Here is a 16,312-nt window from a genome sequence, read left to right on the forward strand (position 1 = left end):
AATATACCAACTCGCGATAGCTATTTACTATCACATAAGAAATATCCCTTTACCTAAGCTTAGTAAGAGAATAGAGATCACACCATGCAACTTAACGGTAAAACCCCGTCGTTTAACCAAATCCGCTACTTTGTCGCAGTAGCAAAGTACTTAAGTTTCCGTCAGGCGGCAGGGATCCTAGGCATAAGCCAGCCTACTCTGACCAGTCAAATTAGTGCCCTTGAAAATACATTGGAACTCACCCTGTTTGAGCGGTCTAGAACAGGTACGTTGTTGTCACCTCAAGGCAAAGCTTTACTTGGTGCTGCTGAAGAGGTGTTACAGGCCTCCCAAAGGTTTAGTGAAATTGCACGGGATCTATCAGAAGGCGACGTAGTGACTTTTCGCTTAGGCATTCCGCCTACATTGGGGCCGTACCTTCTCCCCTTTGTGCTACCCGATTTACACAAACGTAAGCCCGGTTTGCGTTTCTATGTTAGGGAAGGCGCGCCAAATGCGTTACAACACGGGCTGTTAAGAGGAGAATACGACTTGATCCTCTCTCCGCTCTCGGGTGAAAACTCACAACTCATCACTCAACCTTTGTTCAAAGAGCCTCTTAAATTTGTTACTCCATCGGATCACAGGTTGGCGGGCAATGCATATGTTCGTCCACAAGACATCAGTGGCGAAAAAGTGCTTACATTGGAAGATAGACATCATTTCCATCATCAGGTGCAACGTATATGTGACGAGATTGGTGCAGACCTTCAGCGAGATTACGAGGGCACTAGTTTGGATACCTTGCGACAGATGGTGGTAATGGGTATGGGCGTCGCCTTTCTGCCTGGGCTTTATATCCATTCTGAGCTACACAAACCTGAAGCCCTCCACGTCTGTGAGATTGCGAATATGCCAATAGAACGACAACACGCCTTAGCATGGCGAAATACGGCACCTGGACGAAAAACCTTTCGAGACATCTCCGTCATCATCAAAGAAATTATTGCCGACAGACTGTCAGATGCGGTGACCATAGTGGATTCAACTGGCACTGCCTAACATTAAAAATAGTAACACACACTATATGAATAAATCTGCTACATTGTATAGATAGCATGAAAATGACTCATACATTATGATTGAAAGACAGCACTTGCGGATTATAAAAGCCATCGACACTGAAGGGACTATGACAGAAGCAGCCAAGTCACTGTTTCTTACTCAATCGGCGCTCAGCCATGCGATGAAAAAGTTGGAGACCCACTTCGATGTTCAACTATGGGAAAAAGAAGGTCGGCGTTTGACACTTACACAAGCGGGACGCAGCGTTCTGGGTTTAGCTCAGCGTGTATTACCTCAATTTGAACATACTGAAGCACAGTTGAGACGCTTTGCTGAGGGTAAACAAGGGATTTTACGGATAGGCATGGAGTGTTATCCGTGTTTTGAATGGCTTTTAAAGGTAGTTGCGCCGTTTTTAAAAACCTTTCCCGATGTCGATGTTGATGTGCGACGGGCCTTTTCCTTTGGTGGCCTTCAGGCACTACACGGTTACGATATTGATATCTTACTCACCCCTGACCCCTTGTCACTTGATACCATTACTTATACACCTGTATTCGAATATGAACAGGTATTGGTGATGCACAATGCACACCCCTTAACGGAAAAAGAATTTATCACGCCCGATGACCTGGCCAATGAAGTTCTTATCACTTACCCGGTTGAGCGCAGTCGACTGGATATATTTTCTCACTTTTTAACCCCGTCTAACTGCACGGTCAAACAACACAAAACGATAGAGACCACAGAGATTATTTTGCAAATGGTGGCAGCGGGCCGAGGCGTCACAGCACTGCCCAAATGGCTGGTAACAGAAGCGAAAGAAAAGCATTTGTTTGAATGCCGCTCACTGGGGAAAAGTGGAATTGCAAAAACACTCTATTTAGGCCATAGAAAATCCACTGAAATCACTGGCTTCGTTGATGCCTTTATACAACTTGCCCTTACCCATTCTGGTTAAGTGACATACCTAGGCACAGAGAGGGCCTTTACGCATCAGTACAAAAGTTTGTCGTGATATGTAATCGCAGCATGGGTATTTTACTATTCTACTTTGCCGTGATTAATGACAATCAGAAAGATTAGCGTCTGTGCCACACCAACATGGAATTGTTTGCAGGCATGGCGATAATCTCGTCAAGTACCAAATCGGGTGACCATGAAACAAGCTCTTCTACATCCCGGTAGCCGCCATAGCCTTGCGCAATCAACTGGTGATGAAAGTCCCGATTGCTACTTGAATTGAACTCACCGTTTACGGTAAATGGACCATACTGACAAAAAACGCCGTTAGTGGGTAAATGTTGGGCGATGAGTTTCATCATCAATGCCACTTCATCCCGTTGCATAATATGCGCTGTGTTAGCCGTATACACGGCATCAACAGAAATAGTTGGAAAATTATCTTCGCCAACCTTAAACGTTATAGGCCGTCGCGCGTTAGGCAACTTGGCATCATCTAACCAGCGATCAATACCACTGTGATAGTGGGGCTGATCACTGGTATGCCAAATCAGATGAGGCAAGTGCTGTGCAAAAAACGCCGCATGCTGCCCTGTGCCACTGCCAATTTCTAACACTTCGCTGGTATGGCTAAATGCTTTCTCTAGCACTGCCAGTATGGGCCGCTTATTGTTTTCACACGCCTGACTAAACGGTTTATCGCTGTGCATTGCATTCATATAAAAACACTTTTTTCGTTAGTCGTTTAAGTTTGGTCCTAACCATTTTTGCGCTTCTTCTAATGTCCACCCTTTGCGTTTAGCGTAATCTTCCATTTGATCCCCTTGAATTTTCGCAACGGCAAAATATTTGGCTTCAGGGTGTGCAAAATACCATCCGGAAACAGATGCTCCAGGCCACATGGCATAACTCTCAGTTAACGTCATCCCAGTATGCGACTGTACTGATAACAAGTCCCAAATCAATTGCTTTTCGGTGTGTTCAGGACACGCAGCATAACCTGGAGCCGGTCTTACACCTTGGTACTTTTCACGAATAAGCGCGTCGTTATCCAACGCTTCGTCTGGGGCATAGCCCCAATAGTGTCTACGTACCTGCTCGTGTAAATACTCCGCAAACGCCTCTGCGAGCCTATCAGCAACGGCTTTGACCATAATACCGTTGTAATCATCACCAGCTTGAATATAGCTGTCAGCCAACTCGTCTTCGCCAATCCCCCCAGTTACCGCAAAGGCCCCTATATAATCGTCGATACCGCTGTCTTTTTCGGCTACAAAATCTGCCAGACAATAGTTGGCAAATTTGTCTTTTAGGGTTTGCTGGCGCAAGTGATGTGAAACGCCTTGCACCTGTTGGCGAGACTCATCAGTATAAATCTCGATATCGTCACCAAGGCGATTAGCTGGAAACAAGCCAATTACTCCCTTCGCTTTTAATGAGCCATTAGCAATAATGTTATCGAGCATGGCATTAGCATCTTCAAACAAGGTCTTTGCTTGTTCACCTACCACATCATCTTGCAGTATGCGTGGATATTTGCCCGCCAATGACCAGGTTAAGAAGAACGGTGTCCAATCGATGTAATTGCGCAAGGTCGCAATATCTGCGCTTACGGGCGTAACGCCAAGTACTTTGGGTTTTACCGGAGCGTTTGAAAAATTAGCCACAAAGCCATTCGCGCGTGCCTCGCTCAATGTTACCGGCTTGCTACGCGGCTTCTTACGGGCGTGCTGTTCTCTTACTGTATCGTATTCTTTAGCCAGTTCCTGTGCGTAAATATCGCGAGATGCTTTATTCAACAAACGTTGACATACCCCTACTGCGCGACTGGCGTTAGGCACATAGGCAACCGGAGCATGATAATTTTGCTCTATTTTAACCGCAGTATGTGCCTTGGATGTGGTCGCCCCACCGATAAGCAAAGGAATATCGAAATGCTGGCGCTCCATTTCTTTTGCAACGTGGACCATTTCATCCAGTGACGGCGTGATAAGTCCAGACAGACCAATCATATCAACCTGCTCGTCTTTGGCGACCTGCAAAATGGTGGCTGCCGGCACCATCACGCCTAAATCAATAACTTCAAAATTATTACACTGCAGCACCACGCCCACAATGTTCTTGCCTATGTCGTGAACATCGCCTTTTACCGTGGCCAACAAAATTTTACCATTACTTTTGGCATCGTCTGATTTCTCAGCTTCGATATAGGGCTGCAGGTGCGCCACGGCTTTTTTCATTACCCGTGCCGACTTCACCACTTGAGGAAGGAACATTTTACCTTCCCCGAAGAGATCCCCCACGACATTCATACCGTCCATCAAGGGTCCTTCAATGACATGAAGGGGACGCTGAGCTTGCAATCTGGCTTCTTCAGTATCCTCGATAATGTAGTCCGTAATCCCTTTTACTAAGGCGTGTTCAAGGCGTTTGTTTACATCCTGCTCGCGCCAACTCAAGTCTTCCTTAACCGCAGCTTTACCATCTCCCTGGTAATCTGGGGCAATATCCAACAAGCGTTCTGTCGCGTCACTTCGCCTGTTTAAAATAACATCCTCTACCGCTTCCCTCAGCGCTTCAGGAATTTCGTCATACACTTCAAGCTGGCCGGCATTGACAATTGCCATGTCCATCCCAGCGCGTATGGCGTGATAGAGAAACACGGAATGCATGGCTTCGCGCACCGGGTTGTTACCGCGGAATGAAAACGAAATGTTCGAAAGCCCACCAGAAATATGAGAATAAGGGCAAGTCTGACGAATAATCCGCGTAGCTTCGATAAAATCGACAGCGTAGTTGTCATGCTCTTCAATGCCTGTGGCCACGGCAAAAATATTAGGGTCAAAAATAATGTCTTCTGGCGGAAAACCTACTTTCTCGGTAAGTAATCGATAGCTTCGCTGACATATCTCAACTTTGCGTGCTTGTGTATCTGCCTGTCCTTTTTCATCAAAGGCCATCACCACTGTGGCCGCGCCAAAACGTTTAATTTGTTTAGCCTGACTTAAAAACTGCGCTTCCCCTTCTTTTAAACTAATGGAGTTTACAATGGCTTTGCCCTGCACACATTTCAGTCCAGCTTCAATGATCTCCCATTTAGAGGAATCAATCATAATAGGCACACGGCTAATATCTGGCTCAGACGCAATGAGGTTTAAGAAAGTGATCATGGCCTGCTTGGAGTCAAGCATGGCTTCATCCATGTTGATATCGATGATTTGGGCACCGCTTTCAACCTGTTGTCGTGCCACATCAAGTGCTGTTTCGTAATCACCTTCAAGAATAAGGCGTTTAAATCGTGCTGAGCCCGTGACATTAGTGCGCTCACCGATATTAATAAAAGTAGAAAATTCTGCGCTCATTAGTCTCTCCTAGTGTACAAACGGCTCTAGGCCTGACAGACGCATTTTGGGTTCAAACTGAGGTACTTTTCGCGGTGGTATACCCTCTACGGCTTCAGCAATTTTTCGAATATGCTCAGGCGTACTTCCACAACACCCCCCTACAATATTCACCAGCCCAGATTCTGCCCATTCTTTAATGTGGGAAGCCATCTCAGGCCCGTCCATGTCATATTCTCCGAATTCATTGGGTAAACCTGCATTGGGGTGCGCAGATACTAAACATTCACTGATTGCAGCGATTTCATCTACATATTGGCGCAATAAGTCTGGCCCAAGGGCACAGTTAAGACCAAACGAGAAGGGATTGATATGACGCATGGAATAATAAAAAGCTTCAGCGGTTTGCCCTGACAACGTGCGCCCCGACGCATCGGTAATGGTTCCAGAGACCATTACCGGCAGTGTTTTACCGATTTCTTCAAACACCGATTCTACGGCATACGCCGCCGCTTTGGCATTTAGCGTGTCAAAGATGGTTTCTAGCATGATGAGGTCTACACCGCCTTCTATAAGCGCATGCGTTGACTCGCGATAGGCCTCTACCAGTTCATCGAAGGTGACATTGCGTTTACCGGGATCATTGACATCGGGAGAAATTGACGCCGTGCGGTTTGTCGGGCCGAGTACACCCGCGACAAATCGCGGCTTTTGAGGTGTTTTCGCCGTGAATTCATCCGCCGCTTTGCGCGCTAAGCGTGCTGCCGCTAAGTTAATGTCCCGTGACTGGGCTTGCATATCGTAGTCTGCCATCGCGATGCTGGTGGCATTAAACGTATTAGTTTCGATAATATCTGCCCCAGCAACGAAGTAATCACAGTGAATTTGATAGATAATCTGGGGCTGAGTGAGCACCAACAAATCGTTGTTCCCCTTCACATCACAATGCCAGTCAGCAAATTGTTCTCCGCGATAATCGGCTTCTTCCAACTTGTAGCGCTGGATCATAGTGCCCATGGCGCCGTCCAATATGAGAATACGTTGTTGGGCAGCTTCAGTAAGTATTGCTTGAGCGCTTGAATCTGTATTTTGACTCACGTGTTACCTCTTTGGCTGTGATTTTTCAGCTAGCTGATTTAAGTCGTAAGGAGTGGTCTGGTAAACGTAGTAGTTTAGCCAATTGGTAAATAACAAACTACCATGAGAACGCCACTGCACTACAGGCGGCTGGGACGGATCGTCGTTTTCAAAATAATTTTTAGGAATTGCCGGTGTCTGGCCTGCGGCAATATCTCTTAAATATTCGTCTTTAAGTGTATCAGGATCGTATTCTGGATGGCCGGTTACAAACACCATACGCTTGTCTTCAGACGCCACCACGTATGCGCCCACTTCATCTGACTCTGCTACAACGGTTAGTCCCTCAACACTGTTGTATTGCGAGGTATCGATATGTCCGTAGCGAGAATGAGGCGCATAGAACACTGGGTCAAATCCGCGCAAGAGTTCATTGTGGGGATCATTAACATGGTGTCGATACACTCCTGAAAATTTTTCGTCTCTTAACTGCCGGGTAATGCCGTAAAAATGATACATAGCCGCATGGGCAGCCCAGCACAAATAAAGCGTAGAATTGACATGACGTTGTGCCCATTCAAGTATCGTGGTCATGGTGTCCCAGTACTTCACTTCTTCGTAGTCTATCAATGCAAGGGGCGCACCTGTCACAATAAGCCCATCGTATTTCTTGTTAGCCACACTGGAAAAGTCATGATAGAACGCGTCCATGTGAGATTGAGGTGTATTCTTAGGCGCCTGGTTGTCTATGCGGATAAGATCGACATTGATCTGCAACGGCGTATTAGAAAGTAAGCGCAATAACTGCACTTCCGTTTCTATTTTATTTGGCATGAGATTAAGAATGCCCACTTCCAAGGGACGGATGTCCTGATTGGACGCTCTATCCATGTCCATGGTGAAAATATTTTCACCCAGTAGCACATTCTGGGCGGGCAGTTGCTCAGGAATACGGATTGGCATCGATGGCTCCAAGAAATAAACACTATGCCTGTATTGTGTCTATAACTGGCAATATGTCAACATCTTTACGTCTAGACGTCTAAACGTTTTTTTGGGAGAAACCTATTTGCTTTGCCGATGTACCATCATTAGCATCTCTGCTTCGGCACGAGGGATGTCACAAGCCTCAATGATTTCGTCAATCGTTGCACCTTGTTTAACCAGTTCAGCGGCGCGTTGGTAAAGGCGAAGGGAAGGATCTTGCATTTTAAGTTCGCGTAACTGACTCTCAATGTCGCTTTGCTTTTCATCAAGTGTTTGCAAATGACGAGTAATCACTAAACTTCTCGCTTGTGCTTCTGATTGTTGGTGGTTGGCGTTCTTTGCTAGGGATTCTATGCGCCCAAGTTCGGCATTGAAAGTAGTATGAAGGGTGTCTTGACTGGCTTTAAGCGCTTTTAATTTGGCGTTAAGCACACCCACTGCAATAAGAAGTATGCAGACGGTAAAAAGCAATACCAATTCGATTAAGGTAGGCGCTACTAACTGCCATTCCATGAGCTAAAACCTTTGGAGAAATAATAAAGGCATTGAAAATACCATCAATGCCTTTACTACACATTAGATATTACTTAACTCGTCCCACTCTTCATCGCTAAGTAATTTATTCAAATCGACAAGGATGAGTAGTTCACCATCTCGGTTGCTGACGCCTTGAATAAACTTGGCGCTTTCCTCAGTGCCCACATTTGGCGCACTGTCGATTTCGGAAGATCTTAGGTATACCACCTCAGCAACGCTGTCGACCAGAATACCAACTACCTGCTCATCAGACTCGATAATTACGATACGCGTGTTATCGGTAATTTCTGTGGGCGGCAATCCGAATCGAGCACGGGTATCGATAACCGTGACGACGTTCCCGCGAAGATTAATAATACCTAGCACATAATCTGGTGCACCAGGTACTGGGGCTATTTCGGTATAACGCAATACTTCTTGCACTTGCATTACGTTAATACCGTAAGTTTCTTCACCTAAGCGATACGTAACCCATTGAAGGACCTCGTCGTTACTGTCGGTGGCGTTGTTGTTTGTACTTTTGTCGCTCATGAACCTGGCTCCCAATACTATGGCGTCTGGTCGTTACTGCCTAAGCCTTTGTTAAGCATAGATATTAATTCTTCAACGTCAATTAACGCACACATTTTTTCTTTAACCATCCCCGCTAACCAGGGACGCTTACCTGTGGACTCGCGCCATTTGACATCATCGGTAGTTAAATTAACCGTATTAACAAGCTTTTCGCTTGATAACCCCCACGCACTCTCTCCTAACATTATAAGATATCGGTAGTTTAGTGATTGTGCGAGGTTTTCGTCATATTTTTCTGGCATTACCCATTTTGCCGAGTCAACTACATTCAGTTTAGACTCTCTGTGTAACATTACCCCCATAAACCAGTCCGGCTTACCAAAAAGTGGACCGACTTTTTCAATTTGGTGAATGCCACCCAGTGTCGTCAACGGTACTGCAAGAGTTAAACCCGCCACTTCAAAGAATAACGCTTGAAAGCGAAAACCGAGAGTATCCTTTAGTGGAGTTTTTACCTTTTTTGGCTCAACAACACCATGATTTTCTACTTCTTCACTTTCTGACGCATCCATTTCTGGATGTTTCGCCTCTTCACGTTGTTCCGTTGTCGATAAGAACGACGTGACATCTTGTACTATCTTTTCTTGCTCATCATCCACTTGATCCAATTCAGACGTAGATGATAAAGCGGCTTCCGTGATCTGCTGGGAAGCTTGCTCAAGCAATTTAGCCGTGCGAGCTGTGACATCTTCAGGTGTCTGTGGCTCTTTAAGAAGGCTATCAAGGTAAGCCTCCATGATTTCCTCACGAGCAAATGGCGACTGCTTGGTCATTCTTTATTATTTCTCCAGCACATTAAGTAATTTAGCATAAGCCGATACACCGCGTGTTTTCGGGTAAGCTGCAGAAATAGGCAACTGAGCTAAGCTTGCATCTCGAAAGTGAGTATCCACTGGGATGACACCTCGCCATACCCGATCGCCATAATCATCCATTAATCGCTGTCTCGATGCCAAAGCCGCATTAGTACGCTTATCAAACATAGTGGGAATAATAATGGTGTCAAATTTTTTATCTAATGAGCGCCCCATTATTTCCATCGTTCGAATCATTCTGTCTAACCCTTTCAGCGCCAAATACTCGGTCTGGGTTGGAACAATAACTTTATCGCATGCCGCCAAGGCATTAACCATCAATACACCGAGTACTGGAGGGCAATCAATAATTGCCACGTCAAATTCTTTGTCTATTTTTGCCAGTGCTTTTTTTAGCACCAACCCCATACCTTGTTCACTGCCCATGGTTCTATCCAACGTGGCAAGTGCCATAGTGGCGGGTAACACATAAAGGTTGTCTATTTTTGTCGAACTCAGACAATCCATTACGTTATCGGCAGATATCTCATTTGAATTAACAAAAATATCGTAAATAGAATGACTCGATGCTTCAGCATCAACACCAAAGTAATAACTCAGCGATGCATGGGGGTCAGTATCAATCATGAGTACCCGCTTGCCTTGCTGAGCAAGTAATCCACCCAGGCTAACGGTAGTGGTAGTTTTACCTACTCCACCTTTCTGATTCGCTACTGTCCACACTTTCATGACTTAATTCCATTACACCCTAGATGGTTAGCGCATTTCAGTTTGAATACAACTGCTCATATCGTCAATGTTGATATTTTTAGTCGATATATTTTCTACTGCAACCGCTTGCGGCATACCATAAACAACACACGAATCCTGGTCTTGAGCCCAAATTGTCGCGCCTTTGTTTTTCAGGTTGCGACATCCCTCTCGTCCGTCAGCACCCATACCGGTAAGGATCACACCGAGAACATCGCCATTGTATACCTTGGCAAGTGAATCAAACGTTAAATCCACACAGGGCTTATAATTCACTTTGTCTGCCGGATCAGCATCAATGATAGAAATTCGCTTATTGACACCGACAGATTCAACCACCATCTGCTTCCCACCAGGGGCTAGGTATGCATGGCCTGGTTTTAACAAATCACCGTCTTCAGCCTCTTTCACATTGACTTCGCAGTGCGTATTCAAACGCTGAGCAAAAGCCGAGGTAAACGTGCCGGGCATGTGTTGCACAAGAATAATCGGATAAGGAAAACTTGCAGGCAAAGGCCCTAGCACCTTCTGCAATGCAACAGGCCCTCCGGTGGAGGCACCAATTGCTAAACACTTATAACGCTTACCTGAAGCAATTACAGACGACACCGTTGGCTGCTTTGCTGCGTCTTTGCGTCCTGACAGTAATCCAGAGGACTTAAAAAAAGCAGGTTTTGGCGCATTATCCGGTAACTTCCGCGTTTCTGTACTGCGAAAAGTAGGCCGCTTTAATCCTACGCCTCTTCGGGCAATTAAACGCACTTTAGTACACAGTAACCGCGATGCGTCTTTGCGATCTTGAGCTATATCTTCAAATTTTTTCGGCAAAAAATCGAGAGCACCAGCTTCAAGGGCATCTAGCGTTGCTTGCGCCCCATGATGCGTTAGCGATGAAAACATTAAAATGGGTGTGGGCCGCTTATCCATTATGGCTTTCACGGCTGAAATGCCATCCATTACAGGCATTTCTACATCCATCGTTACTACATCAGGTTTTAACGTCTCTATCAGCTCAAGGGCTTCTCGCCCATTTCTCGCTTCACCTACTACTTCTAGCTCTCTATCAGCGTCGAGAATTTCTCTCACCCGACGACGATAGAAAGTAGAATCGTCCACGACCAGGACTTTAAAGACCATGGATTTCGTTCCTTTATATTGCTAAGCCATTATTTGTTAAGGCTTACGCGCGTACCGCTTAAGTAGACTCGGTATATCCAAAATAAGTGCAATACCACCATCAGAGGTAATGGTTGCGCCAGCCATGCCTGGTGTGCCTTGTAATAGCGCATCCAGAGGTTTGATTACCACTTCCTCTTGCCCTATCAGTGCATCAACCACAAAGCCAACCTGCTGAGTACCTATTTGCACGACAACCACATGACCCTTTTCTTTATTAATTTTTTTAGGACCACGTATCAGCCATTCACCAAGGAAGAACAAGGGTATCGCTTTCGAACGAACAATCATGGTCAACTGACCATCAACTGTATTGGTTTTCTTGATATCCATGTTGATGATTTCGTTCACTGAGCCCAATGGCAATGCGAAAGTCTGCTTTCCAACCACAATCATCAACGTAGGTAAGATGGCCAGCGTTAATGGTACTTTAATATCTAAACGCGTTCCCTTACCTAACTGAGAATCGATATTAATGGTACCATTGAGTTGGTTAATTTTTGTTTTAACCACATCCATGCCCACACCACGCCCAGAAATATCGCTTATTTCGGTCTTGGTTGAGAAGCCTGGTGCAAATATTAAATTGAACGCTTCGACATCGGACATTCTCGCAGCTGCATCTGCGTCTAGTACACCGCGATTGATTGCAATTTCTTTTAACTTTTCAGGATCCATTCCCTTACCATCATCTTCAATGGTAAGTAAGATATGATCACCTTCCTGAGAAGCAGAAAGTTGTACTTTCCCCATGCGAGCTTTACCTGTAGCCGCACGGTCATCGGGCATTTCTATACCGTGGTCCACTGAGTTACGCACTAAGTGAACAAGTGGATCGGCCAAGGCTTCTACCAGGTTTTTATCCAAATCCGTTTCTTCACCGACGAGCTCAAGGGTAATTTCTTTCTTAAGACTGCGGGCTAAATCGCGAACAACGCGAGGGAATCGGCCAAACACCTTTTTGATTGGCTGCATGCGGGTTTTCATTACCGCACCCTGTAAATCGCCAGTGACCACGTCAAGGTTAGCAATAGCTTTTGACATACTTTCGTCGTTGCTATTAATACCTAGGCTGATCAAGCGGTTGCGAACCAATACCAATTCACCCACCATATTCATAATCTGGTCAAGACGTTTGGTATCTACCCGTACAGTGGTTTCAGCTTGCGGCGCTGCAGGAGTACCTTTTTTATCGTCTTTTTTGGGCGCTTCGCGTTTAGCAGCTGGTGCTGGTGCAGAAGCTTGCTTAGCCGCAGGTGCTTGGCTCGCTTTGGCTGCTGCAGGAGCCTGTTGTTTAGCTTTTTGCACTGCCTCAGTGGCAGCCTTATCTACGGCACTTTCAGCACCTTTAACAGGCTCATCTGATTGGTTAGTAGGCCCTTGCCCAGAACCGTGTAATTGATCTAATAACGCCTCGAACTCATCATCTGTAATTTCTTCATCGCCCGCTGACGATGACGCAGGTGCTGGTGCGGCCGCTTCAGGTGCCGGTGCTTCAGACTCATTACTCCCGAAACTCCCTTTGCCATGCAAATCATCAAGCAAAGCTTCGAATTCTTCATCGGTAATGTCGTCACTATCGCCGCCACTGCTTTTCGCAGCGGCTGGTACTTCAGCGGGCTTCGCAGACGCTTTCTGACCTGGTGCAGCGGAGCCATGAAGTTCGTCTAATAGCGCTTCAAACTCGTCTTCAGTAATTTCATCAATCCCCCCCGAACCTTCGACAGACGCAGACTCAGCAGGACTTTCTTCAACTGCTACATCAGGCTCTTCAACAGGTTCAGGCTCTGATGCCTCTTCTGAACTTTCAGCACCGAAAATATTTTCATCGGGAGTTTCCGGGCGACTTAATTTGTGTAATAAGTCAACAAGGTGCGCATCTGCGGGTTCGAGAGGATCCCGCTTTTTAACACGCTCAAACATCTCAACGACCACGTCGGTTGCTTGAAGAATAATATCCATCAACTCTGGAGTTAATGTTCTTTGTCCATTACGCATTACGTCAAAGACGTTTTCTGCACCGTGACAAATTTCAACAAGTTCGGTGAGGGAAAGGAATCCCGCACCACCTTTTACCGTGTGATAACCACGGAAAATGGCATTCAACAAGTCCGCGTCTTCTGGATTGTTCTCAAGATCAACGAGTTGTTCTTGTAATTGTTCAAGTATCTCTCCGGCCTCAACCAGAAAGTCCTGTAATATATCCTCGTCAACATCAAACGACATGCGCCCGCTCCCCTAAAAACCTAAGCTAGACAAAAGATCATCAACGTCATCTTGTCCTGAAACAACATCATCTCGCTGATCAGCATCAATGATTGGACCTTCTGCCTCTACACCATCAATTTTCTTATCGGCCTTAACGCTCGATGGTTTAGAATGATCTGCTCCGTCACGTTCACCGAACATGGTCAACATGTTCACCAAACTGTCTTCAACTTCTTTTACCAAGTCGATTACACGACGAATAACCTGGCCTGTTAAATCTTGATAGCCTTGAGCCATCAAAACTTCTGTTAGTAATTGAGTCAGTTTAGTCGATTGTTCAGCACTGTCTTCTAGCAATTCGTCTAGATCGGCACATAAAGCTTTGAATTCACCCAATTCTAATTGGCGATTCATGAGCTTTTTCCACTCTGGCATGACCTTTTCGATGCGTTCAGCTATCGTTTCGGCGATAGGCATACTCGCTTCGACGGCATCCATAGTAGTATTAGCCGCTTTTTCAGTCTCTTCAATTACGTAAGTCAGGCGGGACTGCGCATCAGGAATATCGTCTGTAGCAAGATTCTTGATGCGGTCATCAATTTGAAAATTATTTAAAGCGTCGTGAAGTTGACGCGTTAATTTCCCTACTTCAGCAAATAACTCAACGTTTTCTTTCATTGAGACTGCTTCAAGTAGGGCATTGGCAGATTCGTTGTCACCTTCTTCAAGTAAAGCGACAAGCTGTTTTGCTTCTTCCAATGAAATAGGAACGTTTACATTCGTTGACATCCAGTAAACCTCGTTTCTCTGGTGAGCGTCTGGATCAACCTAAACGTTCGAAAATTTTATCCAATTTTTCTTTAAGCGTTGCTGCAGTAAACGGCTTAACCACGTAGCCATTTACACCCGCTTGCGCAGCTGCAACAATTTGCTCTTTCTTCGCTTCTGCAGTGACCATAAGTACTGGAAGGTGTTTCAACTTGTCGTCGGCACGGATGGCGCGCAATAAGTCGATACCCTGCATGCCCGGCATGTTCCAATCCGTTACAACAAAGTCGAAGTCGCCTTGTTGAAGCATTGGCAGCGCCGTGCTCCCGTCATCCGCTTCTTGGATGTTTGAGAAACCCAAGTCTTTGAGCAGGTTTTTGATGATACGTCTCATGGTAGAAAAATCGTCAACCACGAGAATCTTCATGCTTTTATCCAAAATAGCCTCCAGTGAGGGGTTAATTGTTATTAATATCTATTCTTCGTCAACTTGCCACGACTTCATTCGTGATTTGAGTTTTAACATGGCCTGACTATGAATTTGGCTTACTCTCGATTCACTAACATCAAGAACTTCACCAATTTCACGTAGGTTCAGTTCTTCATCATAGTACAAAGAAAGCACTATCGCTTCGCGATCAGGTAGCGTTGTAATAGCATGGGCTAATGCCTTTTGAAAAGCCCCTTGCATTAAGTCTTCAAGCGGTGCGTCACTACCCCGATTTTGCTCAGTATAGATCACATCCTCAGACACGCCTAAATCTTCAATTCCCACCAGCTTGCCAGCATTAACTTCATTTAGCATCTGGTGATAATCTTGCAAAGTTACATTTAGCTTAGCAGCTATATCAGCATCCCGCGCATCTCGTCCGGTTTCGCCTTCTACTTGGGAAATCGCTTCAGTAATAGCACGGCCATTGCGATGCACAGAGCGTGGTGTCCAATCGCCTTTGCGTATTTCATCTAACATAGCACCGCGTATGCGAATACCGGCAAACGTTTCGAAACTGGCACCTTTTGAGCCGTCAAAATTGCGAGCCGCTTCCAATAATCCAATCATTCCCGACTGAATTAAGTCATCAACAAGAACACTTGCAGGTAACCGCGCCATCAAGTGATGTGCGATTCGCTTAACCAAAGGCGCATGTCGTTCGACTAGCTGCGACTTGTCGGTTTGTTGTTGATAAGCGGCGGCCTTGCTATTCAACGCTGACTTCCTACTGCTTTTTCTGCAACTAATTGTTCAATAAAAAACTCTAAATGGCCCCCGGGTTGAGCAGGTATTGGCCAAGAAAGCGCTTTGTTTGCTAATTGCGTTATCGCCACTGCGGCTGGAGAACCTGGATAGGCATCTACAATCGCAGTCTGTTTTCTTACTGCTTTGCGAATATTTTCGTCAAAAGGCACTGTCGCTACTAATTCTAGCGCAACATCTAAAAAGCGCCCTGTCACTTTACTTAACTTACTAAAAAGTTCTTGGCCTTCGCGAATATCGCGCACCATATTTGCCACAATTTTGAAGCGGAAAACACCGTGTTCTCGGTTTAGTATCTTAATTAACGCGTATGCGTCAGTGAGTGAAGTAGGTTCATCACAAACCACCACAACTATGTCTTGTGAGGCTTTGGAGAAACTCAACACCATGTCCGAAATACCCGCTGCAGTATCTACGATGAGCACGTCAATTTGAGAACGCAGTTCACTGAAGGCACGAATAAGACCTGCGTGTTGGGTAGGAGAAAGCTCCGCCATTGACTGCGTACCCGATGTAGCAGGCGCAATCTTAATGCCGTGAGGACCAGTAACCAGCACATCATCCAATGTGCACTCCCCAGAGAGTACATGGGAAAGATTCTTCTCTACCCTCAATCCTAGCATCACATCCACGTTAGCTAGACCTAAGTCGGCATCTAGCACCATTACGCGCTTGCCCTGCTTCGCCATAGCTATGGCGGTGTTTAGTGTTATGTTAGTTTTACCGACGCCACCTTTACCCCCGGTGACGGCAATAACTTTGATTAACCGTGATTGCTTCATTTTTCTTAAGCTACTCGCTTGGTCGTCAATCATACT

At 45.7% G+C, this 16,312-nt stretch carries 16 protein-coding genes; 2 read left to right on the plus strand and 14 right to left on the minus strand.

Annotated elements, in window-relative coordinates:
• Nucleotides 1–84 precede the first annotated feature (84 nt).
• Complete coding sequence (locus tag ACMCM8_RS11530; RefSeq protein WP_412722763.1) at nt 85–1,041, plus strand: hydrogen peroxide-inducible genes activator; 957 nt, start codon at nt 85–87, stop codon at nt 1,039–1,041.
• Between the two features lie 76 nt (nt 1,042–1,117).
• Entirely contained in the window at nt 1,118–2,005 is an 888-nt protein-coding gene (locus ACMCM8_RS11535) for a LysR family transcriptional regulator (protein WP_412722764.1), read from the plus strand.
• A gap of 121 nt (nt 2,006–2,126) precedes the next feature.
• Here the strand turns inward: ACMCM8_RS11535 and ACMCM8_RS11540 are convergent, their stop codons facing one another.
• The 14 genes from ACMCM8_RS11540 to ACMCM8_RS11605 form a co-directional block, all read right to left on the minus strand.
• On the minus strand, nt 2,127–2,717 hold the full coding sequence (locus tag ACMCM8_RS11540; RefSeq protein WP_412727700.1) for a DUF938 domain-containing protein: 591 nt from the start codon (nt 2,715–2,717) through the stop codon (nt 2,127–2,129).
• Between the two features lie 27 nt (nt 2,718–2,744).
• Entirely contained in the window at nt 2,745–5,369 is a 2,625-nt protein-coding gene (gene metH / locus ACMCM8_RS11545) for a methionine synthase (protein ID WP_412722765.1), read from the minus strand.
• A 9-nt stretch (nt 5,370–5,378) separates the two neighbouring features.
• The gene (locus ACMCM8_RS11550; RefSeq protein WP_412722766.1) at nt 5,379–6,446 is read right to left on the minus strand and encodes a homocysteine S-methyltransferase family protein; all 1,068 of its coding nucleotides are present in this window, start codon (nt 6,444–6,446) and stop codon (nt 5,379–5,381) included.
• Nucleotides 6,447–6,449: 3 nt separating this feature from the next.
• Complete coding sequence (gene metA, locus ACMCM8_RS11555) at nt 6,450–7,388, minus strand: homoserine O-succinyltransferase MetA (protein WP_412722767.1); 939 nt, start codon at nt 7,386–7,388, stop codon at nt 6,450–6,452.
• A 102-nt stretch (nt 7,389–7,490) separates the two neighbouring features.
• Complete coding sequence (locus ACMCM8_RS11560; RefSeq protein WP_412722768.1) at nt 7,491–7,925, minus strand: DUF2802 domain-containing protein; 435 nt, start codon at nt 7,923–7,925, stop codon at nt 7,491–7,493.
• 63 nt (nt 7,926–7,988) lie between these two features.
• On the minus strand, nt 7,989–8,480 hold the full coding sequence (locus tag ACMCM8_RS11565; RefSeq protein ID WP_412722769.1) for a chemotaxis protein CheW: 492 nt from the start codon (nt 8,478–8,480) through the stop codon (nt 7,989–7,991).
• Between the two features lie 17 nt (nt 8,481–8,497).
• Nucleotides 8,498–9,295: a chemotaxis protein CheW gene (locus tag ACMCM8_RS11570; RefSeq protein WP_412722770.1), complete on the minus strand. Its 798-nt coding sequence runs from the start codon at nt 9,293–9,295 to the stop codon at nt 8,498–8,500.
• 6 nt (nt 9,296–9,301) lie between these two features.
• On the minus strand, nt 9,302–10,066 hold the full coding sequence (locus tag ACMCM8_RS11575) for a ParA family protein (protein ID WP_412722771.1): 765 nt from the start codon (nt 10,064–10,066) through the stop codon (nt 9,302–9,304).
• Between the two features lie 27 nt (nt 10,067–10,093).
• Nucleotides 10,094–11,224, minus strand: coding sequence for a protein-glutamate methylesterase/protein-glutamine glutaminase (locus ACMCM8_RS11580; protein ID WP_412722772.1), 1,131 nt, complete (start codon nt 11,222–11,224; stop codon nt 10,094–10,096).
• Between the two features lie 36 nt (nt 11,225–11,260).
• Nucleotides 11,261–13,489, minus strand: coding sequence for a chemotaxis protein CheA (locus ACMCM8_RS11585; RefSeq protein ID WP_412722773.1), 2,229 nt, complete (start codon nt 13,487–13,489; stop codon nt 11,261–11,263).
• A 12-nt stretch (nt 13,490–13,501) separates the two neighbouring features.
• Nucleotides 13,502–14,260: a protein phosphatase CheZ gene (locus ACMCM8_RS11590; RefSeq protein WP_412722774.1), complete on the minus strand. Its 759-nt coding sequence runs from the start codon at nt 14,258–14,260 to the stop codon at nt 13,502–13,504.
• A 34-nt stretch (nt 14,261–14,294) separates the two neighbouring features.
• Entirely contained in the window at nt 14,295–14,678 is a 384-nt protein-coding gene (gene cheY, locus ACMCM8_RS11595; protein ID WP_012517682.1) for a chemotaxis response regulator CheY, read from the minus strand.
• Nucleotides 14,679–14,714: 36 nt separating this feature from the next.
• Entirely contained in the window at nt 14,715–15,446 is a 732-nt protein-coding gene (locus tag ACMCM8_RS11600) for an RNA polymerase sigma factor FliA (protein WP_412722775.1), read from the minus strand.
• Nucleotides 15,443–16,309, minus strand: a complete 867-nt coding sequence (locus tag ACMCM8_RS11605; protein ID WP_412722776.1) for a MinD/ParA family protein — start codon at nt 16,307–16,309, stop codon at nt 15,443–15,445. Before ACMCM8_RS11605 ends, ACMCM8_RS11600 begins: the two co-directional genes overlap by 4 nt.
• Nucleotides 16,310–16,312: the final 3 nt, after the last annotated feature.

It is taken from the genome of Alteromonas sp. D210916BOD_24 (assembly GCF_047159385.1).
GTDB lineage: Bacteria > Pseudomonadota > Gammaproteobacteria > Enterobacterales > Alteromonadaceae > Alteromonas.

Bases quoted from the DNA above. Each gene is read 5' to 3' on its own strand.
- ACMCM8_RS11530 (WP_412722763.1), top strand. From the start codon at position 85: ATGCAACTTAACGGTAAAACCCCGTCGTTTAACCAAATCCGCTACTTT.
- ACMCM8_RS11535 (WP_412722764.1), top strand. From the start codon at position 1,118: ATGATTGAAAGACAGCACTTGCGGATTATAAAAGCCATCGACACTGAA.
- ACMCM8_RS11540 (WP_412727700.1), bottom strand. From the start codon at position 2,717: ATGCACAGCGATAAACCGTTTAGTCAGGCGTGTGAAAACAATAAGCGG.
- metH (WP_412722765.1), bottom strand. From the start codon at position 5,369: ATGAGCGCAGAATTTTCTACTTTTATTAATATCGGTGAGCGCACTAAT.
- metA (WP_412722767.1), bottom strand. From the start codon at position 7,388: ATGCCAATCCGTATTCCTGAGCAACTGCCCGCCCAGAATGTGCTACTG.
- ACMCM8_RS11560 (WP_412722768.1), bottom strand. From the start codon at position 7,925: ATGGAATGGCAGTTAGTAGCGCCTACCTTAATCGAATTGGTATTGCTT.
- ACMCM8_RS11565 (WP_412722769.1), bottom strand. From the start codon at position 8,480: ATGAGCGACAAAAGTACAAACAACAACGCCACCGACAGTAACGACGAG.
- ACMCM8_RS11570 (WP_412722770.1), bottom strand. From the start codon at position 9,295: ATGACCAAGCAGTCGCCATTTGCTCGTGAGGAAATCATGGAGGCTTAC.
- ACMCM8_RS11575 (WP_412722771.1), bottom strand. From the start codon at position 10,066: ATGAAAGTGTGGACAGTAGCGAATCAGAAAGGTGGAGTAGGTAAAACT.
- ACMCM8_RS11580 (WP_412722772.1), bottom strand. From the start codon at position 11,224: ATGGTCTTTAAAGTCCTGGTCGTGGACGATTCTACTTTCTATCGTCGT.
- ACMCM8_RS11585 (WP_412722773.1), bottom strand. From the start codon at position 13,489: ATGTCGTTTGATGTTGACGAGGATATATTACAGGACTTTCTGGTTGAG.
- ACMCM8_RS11590 (WP_412722774.1), bottom strand. From the start codon at position 14,260: ATGTCAACGAATGTAAACGTTCCTATTTCATTGGAAGAAGCAAAACAG.
- ACMCM8_RS11605 (WP_412722776.1), bottom strand. From the start codon at position 16,309: ATGATTGACGACCAAGCGAGTAGCTTAAGAAAAATGAAGCAATCACGG.